Origin of the sequence: Vibrio sp. B172a (assembly GCF_030248355.1) — a bacterium.
Classification (GTDB): domain Bacteria; phylum Pseudomonadota; class Gammaproteobacteria; order Enterobacterales; family Vibrionaceae; genus Vibrio; species Vibrio owensii.
Window position 1 is genome coordinate 69,566 of record NZ_JAHGAC010000020.1, and the last position, 16,267, is coordinate 85,832.

13 protein-coding genes and 10 tRNA genes are annotated in these 16,267 nt (G+C 46.0%); 18 read left to right on the plus strand and 5 right to left on the minus strand.

Going from position 1 to position 16,267, the window contains the following annotated elements; all coding sequences use genetic code 11:
* Positions 1-43: 43 nt before the first annotated feature.
* Entirely contained in the window at positions 44-2,605 is a 2,562-nt protein-coding gene (gene mutS, locus KIT90_RS18380) for a DNA mismatch repair protein MutS (protein WP_132697857.1), read from the minus strand.
* Between the two features lie 85 nt (positions 2,606-2,690).
* On the opposite strand from mutS, the gene pncC reads away from it, so the two are divergent.
* The 17 genes from pncC to KIT90_RS18465 all read left to right on the plus strand — a co-directional run bounded on the left by pncC (position 2,691) and on the right by KIT90_RS18465 (position 12,206).
* Positions 2,691-3,173 carry a nicotinamide-nucleotide amidase gene (pncC, locus tag KIT90_RS18385; RefSeq protein WP_009707585.1) on the plus strand — a complete coding sequence of 161 codons (483 nt, stop codon included), beginning with the start codon at positions 2,691-2,693 and terminating at the stop codon, positions 3,171-3,173.
* A 200-nt stretch (positions 3,174-3,373) separates the two neighbouring features.
* A complete protein-coding gene (recA, locus tag KIT90_RS18390; RefSeq protein WP_005436413.1) occupies positions 3,374-4,417 on the plus strand; it encodes a recombinase RecA in 1,044 nt (347 codons plus the stop codon).
* A gap of 200 nt (positions 4,418-4,617) precedes the next feature.
* Complete coding sequence (recX, locus tag KIT90_RS18395) at positions 4,618-5,085, plus strand: recombination regulator RecX (RefSeq protein ID WP_005425358.1); 468 nt, start codon at positions 4,618-4,620, stop codon at positions 5,083-5,085.
* Positions 5,086-5,227: 142 nt separating this feature from the next.
* A complete protein-coding gene (alaS, locus tag KIT90_RS18400; RefSeq protein WP_005436411.1) occupies positions 5,228-7,810 on the plus strand; it encodes an alanine--tRNA ligase in 2,583 nt (860 codons plus the stop codon).
* A 203-nt stretch (positions 7,811-8,013) separates the two neighbouring features.
* Positions 8,014-9,201 (plus strand): aspartate kinase, encoded by a 1,188-nt coding sequence (locus KIT90_RS18405; protein WP_285377925.1) that lies wholly within the window; start codon positions 8,014-8,016, stop codon positions 9,199-9,201.
* A gap of 92 nt (positions 9,202-9,293) precedes the next feature.
* Positions 9,294-9,491, plus strand: coding sequence for a carbon storage regulator CsrA (csrA, locus tag KIT90_RS18410; RefSeq protein WP_004415691.1), 198 nt, complete (start codon positions 9,294-9,296; stop codon positions 9,489-9,491).
* Positions 9,492-9,734: 243 nt separating this feature from the next.
* Positions 9,735-9,826: transfer RNA gene (locus tag KIT90_RS18415), tRNA-Ser, on the plus strand.
* A gap of 31 nt (positions 9,827-9,857) precedes the next feature.
* A tRNA-Arg gene (locus KIT90_RS18420) sits at positions 9,858-9,934 on the plus strand.
* 29 nt (positions 9,935-9,963) lie between these two features.
* A tRNA-Ser gene (locus tag KIT90_RS18425) sits at positions 9,964-10,055 on the plus strand.
* Positions 10,056-10,140: 85 nt separating this feature from the next.
* Positions 10,141-10,217, plus strand: a tRNA-Arg gene (locus KIT90_RS18430).
* A 56-nt stretch (positions 10,218-10,273) separates the two neighbouring features.
* Positions 10,274-10,350: transfer RNA gene (locus KIT90_RS18435), tRNA-Arg, on the plus strand.
* A gap of 57 nt (positions 10,351-10,407) precedes the next feature.
* Positions 10,408-10,484, plus strand: a tRNA-Arg gene (locus KIT90_RS18440).
* A gap of 57 nt (positions 10,485-10,541) precedes the next feature.
* Positions 10,542-10,618, plus strand: a tRNA-Arg gene (locus KIT90_RS18445).
* A gap of 57 nt (positions 10,619-10,675) precedes the next feature.
* Positions 10,676-10,752 (plus strand) — tRNA-Arg (locus KIT90_RS18450).
* Between the two features lie 57 nt (positions 10,753-10,809).
* A tRNA-Arg gene (locus KIT90_RS18455) sits at positions 10,810-10,886 on the plus strand.
* 57 nt (positions 10,887-10,943) lie between these two features.
* A tRNA-Arg gene (locus KIT90_RS18460) sits at positions 10,944-11,020 on the plus strand.
* Positions 11,021-11,210: 190 nt separating this feature from the next.
* On the plus strand, positions 11,211-12,206 hold the full coding sequence (locus tag KIT90_RS18465; protein WP_038896771.1) for a transporter: 996 nt from the start codon (positions 11,211-11,213) through the stop codon (positions 12,204-12,206).
* An 86-nt stretch (positions 12,207-12,292) separates the two neighbouring features.
* Here KIT90_RS18465 and KIT90_RS18470 read toward each other — a convergent pair whose 3' ends face one another.
* Genes KIT90_RS18470 through KIT90_RS18485 form a run of 4 tightly spaced genes read right to left on the minus strand, consistent with a single transcriptional unit; the run spans position 12,293 to position 15,001 of the window.
* The gene (locus KIT90_RS18470) at positions 12,293-12,856 is read right to left on the minus strand and encodes a hypothetical protein (RefSeq protein ID WP_285377927.1); all 564 of its coding nucleotides are present in this window, start codon (positions 12,854-12,856) and stop codon (positions 12,293-12,295) included.
* 13 nt (positions 12,857-12,869) lie between these two features.
* Positions 12,870-13,547: a C39 family peptidase gene (locus tag KIT90_RS18475; protein ID WP_285377929.1), complete on the minus strand. Its 678-nt coding sequence runs from the start codon at positions 13,545-13,547 to the stop codon at positions 12,870-12,872.
* Between the two features lie 8 nt (positions 13,548-13,555).
* Positions 13,556-13,879, minus strand: coding sequence for a carbon storage regulator (locus KIT90_RS18480; RefSeq protein WP_122067009.1), 324 nt, complete (start codon positions 13,877-13,879; stop codon positions 13,556-13,558).
* A gap of 21 nt (positions 13,880-13,900) precedes the next feature.
* Complete coding sequence (locus KIT90_RS18485; RefSeq protein WP_285377932.1) at positions 13,901-15,001, minus strand: dentin sialophosphoprotein; 1,101 nt, start codon at positions 14,999-15,001, stop codon at positions 13,901-13,903.
* A gap of 572 nt (positions 15,002-15,573) precedes the next feature.
* On the opposite strand from KIT90_RS18485, the gene KIT90_RS18490 reads away from it, so the two are divergent.
* The gene (locus tag KIT90_RS18490) at positions 15,574-16,215 is read left to right on the plus strand and encodes a helix-turn-helix transcriptional regulator (RefSeq protein ID WP_020196754.1); all 642 of its coding nucleotides are present in this window, start codon (positions 15,574-15,576) and stop codon (positions 16,213-16,215) included.
* The last annotated feature ends 52 nt before the right edge of the window (positions 16,216-16,267 follow it).

Consider the following 16,267-nt stretch of genomic DNA (forward strand, 5'->3'; position numbering starts at 1 on the left):
GGTGACCATAGCCTTTTTGCTTTTTACTGTGTCAGTACAGAAACTAGAGCATCTTCTTCAAGCGATATAACTCTTCCAGTGCCTGACGCGGCGTTAGATCGTCAGGATCGATGTTCGACAATGCTTGTTCAACATCACTAGGTTCAGGGATCAGACTGAGTTGGTTTGCCACATCAACAGTACTCGGACGAGGTGAGTCAGTTCCTTGACCTAATTGTTCAAGCTGAGACAGTTTGTGACGCGCATTCTTGATGACTGGTTTTGGAACACCCGCTAAACCAGCAACCGCTAGACCATAAGACTTGCTTGCCGCGCCTTCTTGTACCGCGTGCATAAAGGCAATGCTGTCACCGTGCTCTACCGCATCAAGGTGAACATTGGCTAGATTTGGCAGTAAGTTTGGCAGCTCAGTCAGTTCGAAGTAGTGGGTTGCGAATAGCGTCATTGCCCCAATCTGAGTTGCAAGCCATTCCGCACTTGCCCATGCCAAAGACAGGCCATCGTAAGTACTGGTACCGCGACCGATCTCATCCATCAGAACCAAGCTGTTCTTGGTAGCATTGTGAAGAATGTTGGCTGTTTCAGTCATTTCTACCATGAAGGTTGAACGGCCAGATGCCAAATCATCAGATGCACCGATACGGGTAAAGATGCGATCCAAAGAACCGATATGAGCTGATTCTGCAGGTACGTATGAACCAATGTGAGCCATCAAAGCAATCAACGCAGTCTGGCGCATATAGGTCGATTTACCGCCCATGTTTGGACCGGTGATGATCAGCATCTTACGGTTTGAGCTTAGCTCAATAGGGTTCGCGATAAATGGTTCGCTTGTCACTTGCTCCACGACAGGGTGACGACCTGCTTGAATGCTAATGCCTGCTTCTTTGTCCAATGTTGGGCGACAGTAATCAAGTGAATCTGCACGCTCGGCTAGGTTTTGTAGTACGTCCAACTGAGAAATCGCCGAAGCAAGGTTTTGCATCTTCTCAAGGTTTGGCATCAACAAATCAAACAGCTCTTCCCACAGTTTTTTCTCAACTGCTAGCGCTTTTGACTTAGAGTTTAGTACCTTGTCTTCGTGTTCTTTCAGCTCAGGAATGATGTAGCGTTCTGCGTTTTTCAGCGTTTGGCGACGTACATAGTGTGGTGGAACCAAATGGCTTTGACCACGACTAACCTGAATGAAGAAACCGTGTACGGCGTTGTAGCCAACTTTTAGGGTGTCGATACCATGACGTTCACGCTCGTCTGCTTCAAGTTTTTCAAGATACTCGGTTGCGCCGTCTGCAAGCTTTCGCCATTCGTCCAGCTCAGCGTTGTAGCCCTCTGCAATCACACCACCTTCGCGAATAACCACTGGTGGGTTTTCTTTGATTGCGCGCTCAAGTAAGTCACATACCTCGTCCATTGGTGCAGCAAATTGAGCCAGCTTTTTAAGGTATGGGTGAGCTAGAGAAGAAGTGACTGCTTCCAACTCTGGCAATTGCTGCATCGCATGGCGTAGACGAGCCATATCGCGCGGGCGTGCCGAGCGAAGCGCCAAACGAGCAAGGATACGTTCAATATCACCAATCTGCTTGAAGATCGGTTGAATGTCGGTAAACAAGCTTTGGTCTTTGATTTCACCAATTGCATCAAGACGGTTGTTGAGAGTATCGACGCAGCGCATCGGCTGATGCAACCAACGTTTCAGCATACGGCTGCCCATTGGGGTCGCACAGTGATCGAGCACTTCAGCTAGCGTGTTATCAGTGCCGCCTGACAGGTTTTGCGTCAGCTCTAAGTTGCGACGTGTTGCGGCATCAAGAATGACTGAGTGATCTTGGCGATCAAACGTTAACGAACGAATGTGCGGTAGGGCAGTACGCTGAGTATCTTTCACGTACTGGATCAAACAACCCGCAGCACACAGGCCCAATGAAGCGTGCTCAACACCAAAGCCTACTAAATCGCGCGTACCAAATTGTTGGTTCAACTGCTGCTTAGCGGTATCGAGCTCAAATTCCCAGACCGGGCGACGACGGTTACCGTTTCGGCTAGACATGAGGTGAACTGCTTCAAAATCTTCAGGGAAGAGTAATTCGCGAGGTGCCGTGCGCTGCAACTCAGCAGCCATTGCTTCTTCGGTTTCTGGCTCGACTAGTTGGAAACGACCCGAAGTCACATCCAATGTCGCGTAACCGAACTTACCATTGTGTTGGTAAATTGCTGCAATCAGGTTGTCGATACGCTCAGACAACAGTGCTTCGTCGGTCACCGTACCTGGAGTGACGATACGCACTACTTTACGCTCAACCGGACCTTTGCTTGTCGCTGGGTCACCAATCTGTTCACAGATCGCAACAGACTCACCTAGTTGAACAAGTTTAGCCAGATAACCTTCAACAGCGTGGAATGGGACGCCAGCCATAGGAATTGGTTCACCTGCCGATGCGCCGCGTTTGGTCAACGAGATATCTAACAATTGAGATGCACGTTTTGCATCGTCGTAGAAGAGTTCGTAGAAGTCGCCCATGCGATAGAACAGCAAGATTTCTGGGTTCTCAGCCTTTAGCTTGAGATATTGCTGCATCATCGGAGTATGTTTTTGTTCAGCTTTCACAGGTAAGTACTTTTGTTTATTTCCGTAGCGGCTTAGGATACGTGAATCCCTATCAAGTAAAAAGAGACAAAGGGCATTTTTGGCTATGGAAAGAGCAACAAAATTGAGTGCCGATCTCGGCGCATTATTGGCTAAGCATGGACATGTTTTAACCACCGCAGAATCATGCACGGGTGGCGGTGTCGCAACCGCTATTACTGACATTGCTGGTAGTTCTGCGTGGCTTGATCGCGCGTTCGTTACTTATAGTAATGAAGCCAAAATGGAGATGCTTGGTGTACAAGCTTCAACGTTAGAAGCGCACGGTGCAGTGAGTGAGCCTGTTGTGATTGAAATGGTGCAGGGCGCAATTAAAAACTCCAACGCAACCATCGGCGTATCCATCAGTGGTATCGCTGGCCCGGGAGGAGGCAGTGAAGAGAAACCTGTCGGAACGGTCTGCTTTGCTTTTGCTGATAATCAAAATTGGCAGCAAGTCGAAACCATGCATTTTACTGGTGACCGTGCAGAAGTTCGCAAAAAAGCAGTCGAGCATGCACTGACTCAATTGCATCAACATCTGATTTAGAATTTGTGAAATTGTCTTAGCCCAGCGTTGATAAGGGCTAGAGCAAATCACAGCTGTAGGTCAGCCAAATTTTTTTCATACAGGTATAGACACTGTATGAATCAACAGTATAATGACTTTCATTGCTGAGCAGTTCTTCTGCTTAAGAAAAATGAATTACTATTCGTCGCCCAAAGAAGATGAATAAATCGGAGAAAGTAATGGACGAGAACAAACAGAAAGCGCTCGCCGCTGCGCTAGGTCAAATTGAAAAGCAATTCGGTAAAGGCTCTATCATGCGCCTTGGTGATAACCGCGCAATGGACGTAGAAACCATCTCAACGGGTTCTCTTTCTCTTGATATCGCTTTGGGTGCTGGTGGTCTACCAATGGGTCGTATCGTAGAAATCTACGGTCCAGAATCTTCAGGTAAAACAACGCTAACTCTTGAACTTATTGCTGCTGCGCAACGTGAAGGCAAAACTTGTGCGTTTATCGATGCAGAGCACGCTCTAGATCCTGTGTACGCAAAGAAACTTGGCGTTGATATCGATGCACTATTGGTTTCTCAGCCAGACACTGGTGAGCAAGCGCTAGAAATCTGTGACGCACTTGCACGCTCTGGTGCGATTGACGTTATGGTTGTCGACTCAGTTGCAGCACTAACACCAAAAGCAGAGATCGAAGGCGAAATGGGCGACAGCCACATGGGTCTTCAAGCACGTATGCTTTCTCAAGCGATGCGTAAGCTAACGGGTAACCTAAAGCAATCTAACTGTATGTGTATCTTCATCAACCAAATCCGTATGAAGATTGGTGTGATGTTCGGTAACCCAGAAACAACAACAGGTGGTAACGCACTTAAGTTCTACGCTTCTGTTCGTCTAGATATCCGTCGTACTGGCGCAATCAAAGAAGGTGACGAAGTAGTAGGTAACGAAACGCGCATCAAAGTTGTTAAGAACAAGATTGCTGCACCGTTTAAAGAAGCAAACACGCAAATCATGTACGGCCAAGGCTTCAACCGTGAAGGCGAACTGATTGATCTAGGCGTGAAGCACAAGCTAGTTGAAAAAGCGGGTGCATGGTACAGCTACCAAGGCGACAAGATTGGCCAAGGTAAAGCAAACGCTTGTAACTACCTACGCGAAAACCCAGAAATCGGTAAGACTATCGATACTAAACTGCGTGAAATGCTACTTTCACCAGCACTACCTGAAGCACCAGAATCAGGTGAAAAATCAGAGCAAGAAGAAGAGTTTTAAGCTTCTGATTGAATCATATTGAACAAAGCCCTGCTATGCGGGGCTTTGTTGTATCTGCTGAAATCAAAAAACAAAGGCTAGGTTAATATCAATTAGGGTAGGCAAGCGATCAGAACTAGCGCGTTGGTAAGCTAGAGTGAGCGGTTATTTACTTGCGATTGTTATAAAGCCTGTACAGCAAAAACAGTTTTAGGATCACCATGTACCAAAAGCGTCAAGCACCGACTCTATCTAGCAAAGAAGCGGCTATCCAATTATTGAGCCGTCGAGATCATGGGCAATACGAGTTATACCAAAAGCTGGCTCTAAAAGGGTATGAAGAGGCTGACATCGAAGCGGCCATTAATTTTTGTCTCGACCACAACTATTTAGATGACCTGCGTTACGCCAAAAGCCAAGTGCGCCAACATGTTTACAAAGGTCACGGTGAGCGCCGTATTCGTCAAGAATTGAATCAAAAGCGTGTGGCAGAATCCATCATTGATATGGCGATGGCAGAAGAGCCCCAAGATTGGTTTGAACTGGCAAGAATGGCTGCTGAGAAGAAATTCAAAGGAATAAAAGCCAAAGACCAGAAAGAGTACGCTAAACAGGTGCGATTTCTGCAATATCGTGGCTACAGTTTTGACCAAATCAGCTACGCGCTGAGCTTTGAGGACGAAGATTAACGGTCAGTCGTTCGCACTGTTTTTTGTTTTGCTTCAAATTTTTTCTTCTAATGCCTCTTTTCCGCAAGAAAACTAGTCGTAGCTGATTGCATGATCTACAATACGGCAAAATTCTAACTCGACTATTTTCAGGAAGAGCTGCATGTACATGAGCACTGATGAGGTTCGTAACGCGTTCCTCAAGTTCTTTGAGAGCAAAGGACACCAAATCGTAGAAAGTTCATCGTTAGTTCCACATAACGACCCAACCCTGCTGTTCACAAACGCGGGTATGAACCAATTTAAAGATTGTTTCTTAGGCTTAGAAAAACGAGCCTACACTCGAGCGACTACGGCTCAACGTTGTGTACGTGCTGGTGGTAAACACAACGACCTGGAAAACGTTGGCTTCACTGCTCGTCACCACACGTTCTTTGAAATGCTAGGTAACTTCAGCTTTGGCGATTATTTCAAAGAAGACGCTATTGCTTTCGCTTGGGAATTCCTAACAGTAACCCTTAAGCTGCCAGCAGACCGTCTACTTGTAACCGTTTACGAGACAGACGACGAAGCATTCGATATCTGGAACCAAAAAGTAGGTGTTCCAGCAGACCGCATTATTCGCATCGGCGACAAGAAAGGTGGTAAACCATACGAGTCAGATAACTTCTGGCAAATGGGTGACACAGGTCCTTGTGGTCCATGTACTGAAATCTTCTACGATCACGGTGAGCACATCTGGGGTGGCCGTCCTGGCACACCTGAAGAAGATGGTGACCGTTTCATCGAGATCTGGAACAACGTATTCATGCAGTTCAACCGTCACGCAGACGGCACTATGGAACCGCTACCAAAACCATCGGTAGATACTGGTATGGGTATCGAGCGTATCTCTGCAATCATGCAAGGCGTTCACTCAAACTACGAAATCGATGTATTCCAAGCTCTTATCAAAGCTGCTGCTGAAGTGATTGGTTACGAAGACCTATCAAACCAATCGCTACGCGTTATCGCTGACCACATCCGTTCATGTTCATTCCTGATCGTTGATGGCGTTATGCCTTCAAACGAAGGCCGCGGTTACGTTCTACGTCGTATCATCCGTCGTGCAGTTCGTCACGGTAACAAGCTGGGCGCACAAGGTGCATTCTTCCACAAACTGGTTGGTGTACTAGCGGAAATCATGGGTACGGCTGGTGAAGAACTGAAGCGTCAACAAGCTGTGGTTGAAAAAGTACTGCGTATCGAAGAAGAAAACTTCGGTCGTACACTTGAGCGCGGTATGGCGATTCTAAACGAAGCTCTAGATAACCTAGACGGTAAAGTACTAGACGGCGAAACAGTATTTAAACTTTACGATACTTACGGTTTCCCAGCTGACTTAACTAACGACGTTGCACGTGAGCGTGAGTTCGCAATCGACGAAGAAGGTTTCGAGAAAGCGATGGAAGAGCAGCGTCAACGTGCGCGTGAAGCTGGTAACTTCGGTACTGACTACAACGCAGCAATCAAAGTTGATACGCAAACAGAATTCTGTGGTTACACAGGTACTAAAGGCTCTAGCTCTGTAGCGGCGATGTTCGTTGAAGGCAACGAAGTAGAATCTCTATCTGCAGGCGACAAAGCAATCATCGTGCTTGGTGAGACACCATTCTACGCAGAGTCAGGTGGTCAATGTGGTGACGCTGGTGAAATCCGTACTGAAGCTGGTGTATTCCGTGTTGAAGATACTCAAAAGCTAGGTAACGCAATCGCACACCACGGTGTAATGGCAGAAGGCGTTCTAGCGAAAGGCGACGAAGTAGCAACTATCGTTGACGCAGAGCGTCGAGCAGCTATCTCTCTAAACCACTCAGCAACGCACTTACTACACGCAGCTCTTCGCCAAGTTCTTGGTGAGCACGTAACGCAGAAAGGCTCTCTAGTGAAAGCTGACAGCCTACGTTTCGACTTCTCACACCTAGAAGCCGTAACTGCAGCTGAACTGAAAGAAGTTGAGCGTCTAGTTAACGCGCAAATTCGTCGTAACCATACGATTGAAACCAACGTGATGGACATTGAGTCTGCTAAGAAGAAAGGCGCAATGGCTCTATTTGGCGAGAAGTACGACGACGAAGTACGCGTACTGTCTATGGGCGACTTCTCTACTGAACTTTGTGGTGGTATTCACGCTTCAAACACAGGTGATATCGGTCTATTCAAGATCACATCTGAAGGTGGTATCGCAGCAGGTATCCGTCGTATCGAAGCGGTAACGGGTGAAGGTGCGCTAGACGCAATCGAAGCTCAAGCGGCTAAGTACGAAGAGAAACTGGCTGAATCAGCGCAGAAAGCAAAATCTCTAGAGAAAGAAATCCAGAAACTGAAAGACAAGATGGCTGCGGCAGAAAGCGCAAACATCATGGGTAAAGTTCAGGACATCAACGGTACTAAAGTACTGATCGCTGCTCTAGAAGGCGCAGATAACAAGAACCTACGTACGATGGTTGATGACATCAAGAACCAAGTAGGTAGCGGCGTAATCCTTCTTGCTAACGTGAACGATGACAAGATCGGTCTGATTGCAGGCGTAACCAAAGACCTTATCGGTAAAGTGAAAGCAGGTGACCTAGTTAAGATGGTTGCTGAGCAAGTTGGCGGTAAAGGCGGTGGTCGTCCTGACATGGCGCAAGCGGGTGGTACTGATGTTGCCGCGCTGCCTGCGGCGATTCAGTCAGTACAGCCTTGGCTAGAAGAACGCCTATAAGCTTTTAAAATAATGAATTACGCTCAATCAAGCTTCTTTGATTGAGCGTAATTTTTTTATGGTAACCAAGTGGTTTAATTGACCGTATTTTAACCAGGTCATTTACGCTGCTTGGTTTTTGTTGTAACTACCGCTTATATAATTTATCTCAATGGAGTATGAGTGGTCCTAATGAGACTTTGGTCTTGGGAAGGTGAAGACTGGTGAAAAAGCCCCTTATCGTGCAAAAGTTTGGCGGAACCTCAGTGGGTTCAATTGAAAGAATCCACCAGGTAGCTGAACACATCATTAAGGCGAAAAATGATGGTAATCAAGTTGTCGTTGTTGTGTCTGCAATGTCAGGCGAAACAAATCGACTAATGGATCTCGCTAAGCAAGTAGATAGCGTTCCAACGGCTCGAGAACTTGATGTTTTGCTCTCTGCTGGTGAGCAAGTGTCGATGGCACTGCTGGCGATGACTCTGAATAAATTGGGTTATGTAGCGCGCTCACTTACCGGAGCACAAGCGAACATTGTGACGGACAATCAACACAATGACGCGACGATTAAACACATTGATACATCTACGATTATGGATTTGCTTGAACAAGACCAAATCGTCATCGTAGCTGGCTTCCAAGGTGTGAATGAAAATGGGGATATCACCACATTAGGTCGAGGTGGCTCAGATACGAGCGCAGTGACACTGGCTGGCGCATTATGCGCGGATGAGTGTCAAATCTTTACCGACGTTGATGGTATATATACTTGTGATCCACGTGTAGTGAAAAACGCTCAAAAGATGGCGGTTATCGATTTTCCTTCAATGGAAGCGATGGCGAGCCGTGGAGCGAAAGTGTTACATCTACCTTCTGTGCAGTATGCATGGAAGAATAATGTTCCACTACGCGTGCTTTCGACATTTGAACTGAATGAAGGCAGTTTGGTGAAAGGGGAGTCAGGCTCAAAAGCCGTCTCTGGTCTAGCCATTCAACGTGACCTTGCCATTATTGAAGTTGACGACGAACATTTGCCTAGCGTTACAAAGCAATGTCAGATGTTAGGTATCGACATTTGGAATGTGATCGAGGAAACAGAACGAACAGGTATCATGATAAAACAAGATGCATGTGCCAAGTTGGATCTGGTGTTCAGCGATAAAATCCGTAATAGTGAAGTAGTAAGCCTGTTGACCGCTGTGGGGCTAGAAGCCAATGGAATGGTTGACCATGCCTGTGAATTGTTGGCACAGCAAGATATTGTGATCAATTTCTGCTCAACGAATGCACTCACTATGATGCTAGTCTTACCACCTGAGAGTGTGGATGCAGCAGCAAACATTCTTCATAATGCTTACGTTACATCTAGTGAAGTATTAAACATTCAGCAAAAACATGCCTTTTTGGGCTAATTTTCGGTAACAAGGTAGTTTACGAAAATATAACTTTTGTTGGATAATAGCTTTGTAGCAAGAAAATTTAGAGATTACTCAAGGAGCAAAGAATGCTAATTTTGACTCGCCGCGTAGGCGAAACACTTATGATTGGTGATGAAGTGACTGTAACTGTACTAGGTGTTAAAGGTAACCAAGTACGTATCGGCGTTAACGCTCCGAAAGAGGTTTCTGTTCACCGTGAAGAAATCTACATGCGCATTCAAGCTGAAAAAGGCAACGGTAACGTTGCTTCAGGTAACTACTAAGCCGCTCCTGTTTACAGAGCTTAGTTTGAATGAAAAAGGCTAGCCATTCGGCTAGCCTTTTTAGTTTCGAAAAAATGTCATTTTTTAAGGGAAGACTCTCTTTTTTTCATCATAATAGAGTGATAAAGTTTGTTTAATAATCACTTTGATTAAATCCGCATCGGTTAAGCGATTTTTGCGTTTTTTTTCAAAGAAAGTGTTTGACATATTTTCGGTAAAACGTAATATGTGCCTCCGCAAGACGGTGAGGTGGCCGAGAGGCTGAAGGCGCTCCCCTGCTAAGGGAGTATACGGTTTATCCCGTATCGAGGGTTCGAATCCCTCCTTCACCGCCATTCTTGCAACGTTGATTTATCAACAAACAGTGCGTCCTTAGCTCAGCTGGATAGAGTACCTGGCTACGAACCAGGCGGTCGGAGGTTCGAATCCTCCAGGACGCGCCATATCTCTTCTGAGATATAACAATGAAAACGGTGAGGTGGCCGAGAGGCTGAAGGCGCTCCCCTGCTAAGGGAGTATACGGTTTATCCCGTATCGAGGGTTCGAATCCCTCCTTCACCGCCATTCATTGACTGGCCCGACGGCCTTTTTTTTGTTTCGTAAGAAATGAATGTGATTTACTTCACAACTTCCTAGCAAGAAGATCTGCGCGTCCTTAGCTCAGCTGGATAGAGTACCTGGCTACGAACCAGGCGGTCGGAGGTTCGAATCCTCCAGGACGCGCCACTATTTAATAATTCGTTTGATAAACGGGTTATACAAAGTAAAATAAAGATTATTGCGCGTCCTTAGCTCAGCTGGATAGAGTACCTGGCTACGAACCAGGCGGTCGGAGGTTCGAATCCTCCAGGACGCGCCACTCTTTAGGGGTTCCTTGTGAATTCCTGATATTGGTAACACTGATATCGAAAACTGCGCGTCCTTAGCTCAGCTGGATAGAGTACCTGGCTACGAACCAGGCGGTCGGAGGTTCGAATCCTCCAGGACGCGCCACTCTTTAGGGTTTCCTTGTGAACTCCTGATATTGGTAACACCGATATCGAAAACTGCGCGTCCTTAGCTCAGCTGGATAGAGTACCTGGCTACGAACCAGGCGGTCGGAGGTTCGAATCCTCCAGGACGCGCCACTCTTTAGGGTTTCCTTGTGAATTCCTGATATTGGTAACACTGATATCGAAAACTGCGCGTCCTTAGCTCAGCTGGATAGAGTACCTGGCTACGAACCAGGCGGTCGGAGGTTCGAATCCTCCAGGACGCGCCACTCTTTAGGGTTTCTTTGAGAATTCCTGATATTGGTAACACTGATGTCGAAAACTGCGCGTCCTTAGCTCAGCTGGATAGAGTACCTGGCTACGAACCAGGCGGTCGGAGGTTCGAATCCTCCAGGACGCGCCACTCTTTAGGGTTTCCTTGTGAACTCCTGATATTGGTAATACTGATATCGAAAACCGTGCGTCCTTAGCTCAGCTGGATAGAGTACCTGGCTACGAACCAGGCGGTCGGAGGTTCGAATCCTCCAGGACGCGCCACTCTTTAGAAAAAGCCTCGCTTATGCGGGGCTTTTTTGTATTTGAGATCTGACCTCTTCCTTAAGCTAAACTCCCATAAGCCATTCAAGCGTTTCTGTTTTAAGACTGCGCAACTTCTTGCTATCAACAAATTGCGAAACCTCAAAATCTAACCTAATCGTTTATAACCGCCACAAGAAAGGATAATTCGATGTTAGGGAAGACACTGATTGGCTGCACTCTTGGGTTGGTATGTGTAGCTCAAACTGCTTACGGTGCTGAAGGAGATGAGATTCCTCAACGGGCACAAACGGTAAGTGATGTCATAGACCGCCCTGGCGTGCTCACGCCACGAGGGCAGTGGTCATTCGATACATCACTTAGCTATACACAAAACTCTTCAAATAAGGTCTCTGTCGTCGGTTATACCGTGTTACCGACACTGATTGTCGGTCGAATCGAAGTCAGTGATGCAGATCGGACAACAGTAACGGTTGGTTTAACGGCTCGATATGGCTTAACCAATGCAACGGAATTGGAAGTTCGGCTACCCTACGTTTATCGCAATGACCAGATTGCAACGCGACCTATTCAGGATGGTTCGAATGCTGACGTGGTGAATACCACAATCGATGGTGGTGGGATGGGAGATGTGGAGCTCGCTATTCGTCACCAGTTTAATTTTGACAGTGCGCCTTATTGGGTTGGCGGACTACGGGTGAAATCAGACACTGGCCGCTCTCCTTATGATGTATCGATCGACGAAGGTAGCAACTCTTTTAGTGATGTACCAACAGGCTCAGGCTTTTGGAGTTTTGAACCGAGCATCTCGATGATTTACCCAACCGATCCTGCAGTCTTGTACGCCAACCTCAGCTATATCTACAACTTGGAAGACAATGTCACAGTAGGGGATACCAAAGCTGATGTTGACCTTGGCGACACCATTTCCTTAGCGGGTGGTATGGGCTTTGCGGTGAACCCGGATCTGTCTTTCTCGCTCGGACTCAGCCATAAAACGATCATGAAAAGTAAAGTTAATGGCAGCTCTGCCGATGATGCGAAGCTACTTCAACTCGATGCGTTAACACTTGGGGTCAATTACGCGTTTAGCCCGCGAGCGTCGATCAATGTCAGCGCTCAAGCAGGCTTAACGGAAGATACTCCGGATTTCCAATTGACGATTCGAGTGCCGTTTAATTTATAGCGCAACTCAATTTACTCAATGAACCAAAGACATGCTCAAAGGATTACTAAAACGGTAATCCTTTTTTGATGCTCTATTAAGGAGTTTCACTGAAGGTGATTAAGGAGTGCATCCTCAAGTTGCTGGTTTGCGCGTATCTGCTGCATGACGCCAGTGACTTGCGCATCGATATCGACTAATGTGCTCAAGCCAATCACGCTGTTGTCAGTCGTATTCTGAATGATATTGATGATACTGGAGTTAATGAAATCAGAACTGATGATGTTAGGTTGACTAGAGCTGGGCATATCAGGCGTATTGGCCGTATTGTCACCAATAAAGTTCCCTTCACCAAATTGAATGATGTTGACGATACCCTGATCGAGATCGCCGCTACCATTGGGGTTATTACTGCCACTGATATTGGTAAGAGAGCCGTTTTCGATTACGAGGTTTGCTATCGTCGTGTTGAGGATATCTTGCCCATTAATTGTCGTGGTAATGCTCAGACCAATGTTTATCACGTAGTCATCAGTCAATTGAAACCCACCTCGCATCTCGGCAAGGGATTCATCTGGGACTGGTTTTAAAGCGCCTAGTTCAATCACGTTAGCCAGCACGACAGAAGGCATGCTAAGACAAAACGCGAGCAATACTTTTGATCTTCTCATAACCACGCCTCCATTAGTTTTCACCCGCAACGGGCAAGGTAATACTGAATACTCCGAGTGAGTCTCTTGGTACGCCACTCTCAACAGGCGAAGCGTGATAGATGGCAAATTTGTCATCGGTAATAAATCCCGAGCGTCCCATCTCAGCTTCGTTTCGAATCAGCAGTACGATCCCCTGATAATATTTCTCAAACTCTTCATATTTCATGATCATGGTGCCGCGGGAAGGATCGCCTAAGATCACTGAGTCGGCATTCATACCTCTGATCACGACAAAGTGCATGTATCCATCGAAATTCACCAATGTGATGCCCGGAACTCCAACTTTGCGGATCTTTTCTAACCCAACTTGAAAGCCGTCGGAATTTAGTCCGATAGAATCGAGGTAAAGCTTCATGTCCAGTAAAGAAAAGCCTTTCTCTTTTATCTGCGCTTTATCCCCCTTGTCGTACATGACTTTGAAGATGTCTTGTTCCGTCGAAGGCGTGCCATAGTGATAGGTGAGTAATGAAGCTAGTGCGGCAGAGCCACAACTAAAATCATATTGCTGACGGAAGACATCACCAAACACGATTTCCTTGTAGCTTTTTACCGGCACAGAAAAATGCCCTCGATGAGGAAGGAATTCCAAGGAGTTGGCTGAAGCTGACATTGCCAGCAACAGCCAAGTTAAGTTTTGCCAAACTTTCATATTGATAGTTACTTGAGTGTCAGGTTAACGACGGTTGAGTTCTGGATAAGCACGTTATTCCCTGTATTTTGAATCACGCTCGATATCCCTGAACTGTCTGCGAACGCACCTGGTGATAGTATGTTGTTTCCGCTTACCGTATTGGTCGCAACGTTATCTGACGAAATGCCGTCCACATCTGATTCCGCATAGAAGAGGTCTAACTCAACGTTTTGCCCACCTCTGGCTTCATTCATTGCTTCTAAGCTGACGGTTTCATCAGATAACGTTATGTCCTCTGCGTTTACAGAAACGGCCACTACCATACCCAAGGTACACAGTGCCAAACGCATCGCTTTCTCCTAGGTTCCTAGTTACTCGCCACCTGTAAATACACTCGCATTGGTAGCAACAGATTGTTGAATAAGTGAGTTAGAGCCGGCGTTTTGTGCCACGGTAGTAATACCTGCCGCACCACCTAGACCGCCTAGGTTATTCACGTTTTCAACTTTCACTTTGGCATCTTTTGCATCCGCTTTGTAAGTCACAGACGCAGAGTGAACACCACCCATCACTTTGGAATCAGCCACCACCATATCGACGTCCATATTTACTTGGTTGAAGCTGTCAGTATTGGTAGAGCTTGAGTCGCTGTTGTCGTTGTAGCTGTCTTTAGTGCTGCTGTCGCTGTTGTCATTAGCGAAACTACGGTTGTCACTTTGATCACGATTGTCGCTTTGATCTCGGTTATCAGAGTTGTTATCGGCATAGCTACGGTTGTCGCTGTTGTCGTTGTAGCTATCGTTGGTGCTTGAGTTACTGTTATCGTTGTTACTACGACGAGTGGTGGTGCTTGAGTCACTGTTGTCGTTGTTGCTACGTGTCGTATTCATGCTTGAATCAGAGTTGTCGTTTGCATAGCTACTGCTGTTGTCACTGCTATCACTTTGGTCACGATTGTCTGATTGATTTCGGTAGTCAGCTTGATCACGGTTGTCGCTATTGTCGTTGTAACTGCCATTGGTGCTTGAGTCGGAGTTATCGTTCGCATAGCTACTGCTGTTGTCATTGTTACTGTGATTGGTACTCGCGTTGTGATCACTGTTGTCGTTATTACTACGCGTGGTGTTCATGCTTGAATCTGAGTTGTCATTCGCGTTATTGGTACTGCTGTTGTTGTAGCTACCGTTAGTACTTGCGTTATGATCACTGTTGTCGTTGTTACTACGCGTAGTGTTCATGCTTGAATCTGAACTGTCGTTAGCGTTGTTAGTGCTCGAATTCGAACTATCAGCATGATTGAAACTGTTATTCGCAGTTGCATCATTTGAACTATTGTTTGTGTTCGCGCTTTCAGACCACTGGCTATTTCCATTCCCGTCATCCACTTCATTAACTGAAGGGAAAGCTAACACTGAACCACTAAATAGAATCGCCGACATAGCGATAGCAAGCCCTGTTTTGTTAAGAGTCATGTTGATTACTCCATTTCCTGATTTTCCTGATTAAAAATGACTGCATGTTTACTTCTTGCTGGCTCCATCGTTGCGGAAGCGAAGGAAGTATAGGTAAGGGTTTTAGGGCGAGTTTCTTACTATTGAGAAAATTACCAGTAGCAGCTGAGCGAACCTCTCGGTTGTTCATTGAGCGATTACAAAATCGAAGTTGAATCATTTATTTAGTGAGAATGGATCTCATTAGGGTGCTTCAAGTATGAAATTCCACACAGAAATAGGCTTAAAAAGTAGGCTTTTTCTCCTCCGACGAGTCACCCTAAAATAAAAACGACAAATTGATTGGGAGCCTTTGTTTTAAAAGGGGGTCGTAAGAACAGTGACTTAGCTTTGATAGGCTGAAGAGGTAGTGCGAAATCGTTTATTACCGCTCAAACCTTTTCATTATTTTTGTCTCTTTGTCGCGACGGTAAAGTCAGCCTGAACTGCTATATTTTTTCTATTGATAAATTTATCGACTTTGAATTTGTCGTGAGAAAACTCTGGCACACGGAGGTAAGTGGTATAAGTGCCAGCAAACAGTGGTGGATACTATGGGAACCAAGCATCTTCTCCTGCTAGCGGAGAACAATCTTCAAACCAGTTTAATAGAAGGACAACTATCAACTTTACCTGACATCTACGTCAAAACATGTTTACCAGAAGAAGCAGTGTTTCGCAGTCATACCATGCACGTTGATCTGGTGTTCATTGACTATGACTTCATGAGGCTACTTGAAGCGAGAGCATTGTTGCCCGATTTCGACCTATTTGGTTGGTCTCTTATGATTCACAATGTGCCTAATGAAAGGGTGGATAATGAGTTGCTTCGATGGAAATTGCTCAAAGGTATTTTATTGCGAAACGCTTCGGTCACACACATCAGTGAAAGTGTGGAATACATATTTCAAGGAGGGCTATGGCTACCAAGAGTGTACTTGGAGAAACTGATCAGCAATTATCGTCACTCAAATCTTTCCATGGATTGTCAGCATGACTCATTAACCAGCCGGGAGAGGCAGATACTTGAGCTGCTCGCCTATGGGATATCGAATCAGCAAATTGCCTCTCAATTGTTCTTATCTGAGAGCACGGTGAAAAGTCATATCTACAAGTTGTACAAGAAACTCGACGTGCATTGTCGTCATGACGCGATAAAAATGGTTCGAATGAATGGAGGGTTAACGGCGCAGTGATGGCCTGTAAAATAAAGAATGAGAAAAATCAATAAGTGCTTAAATAATCATA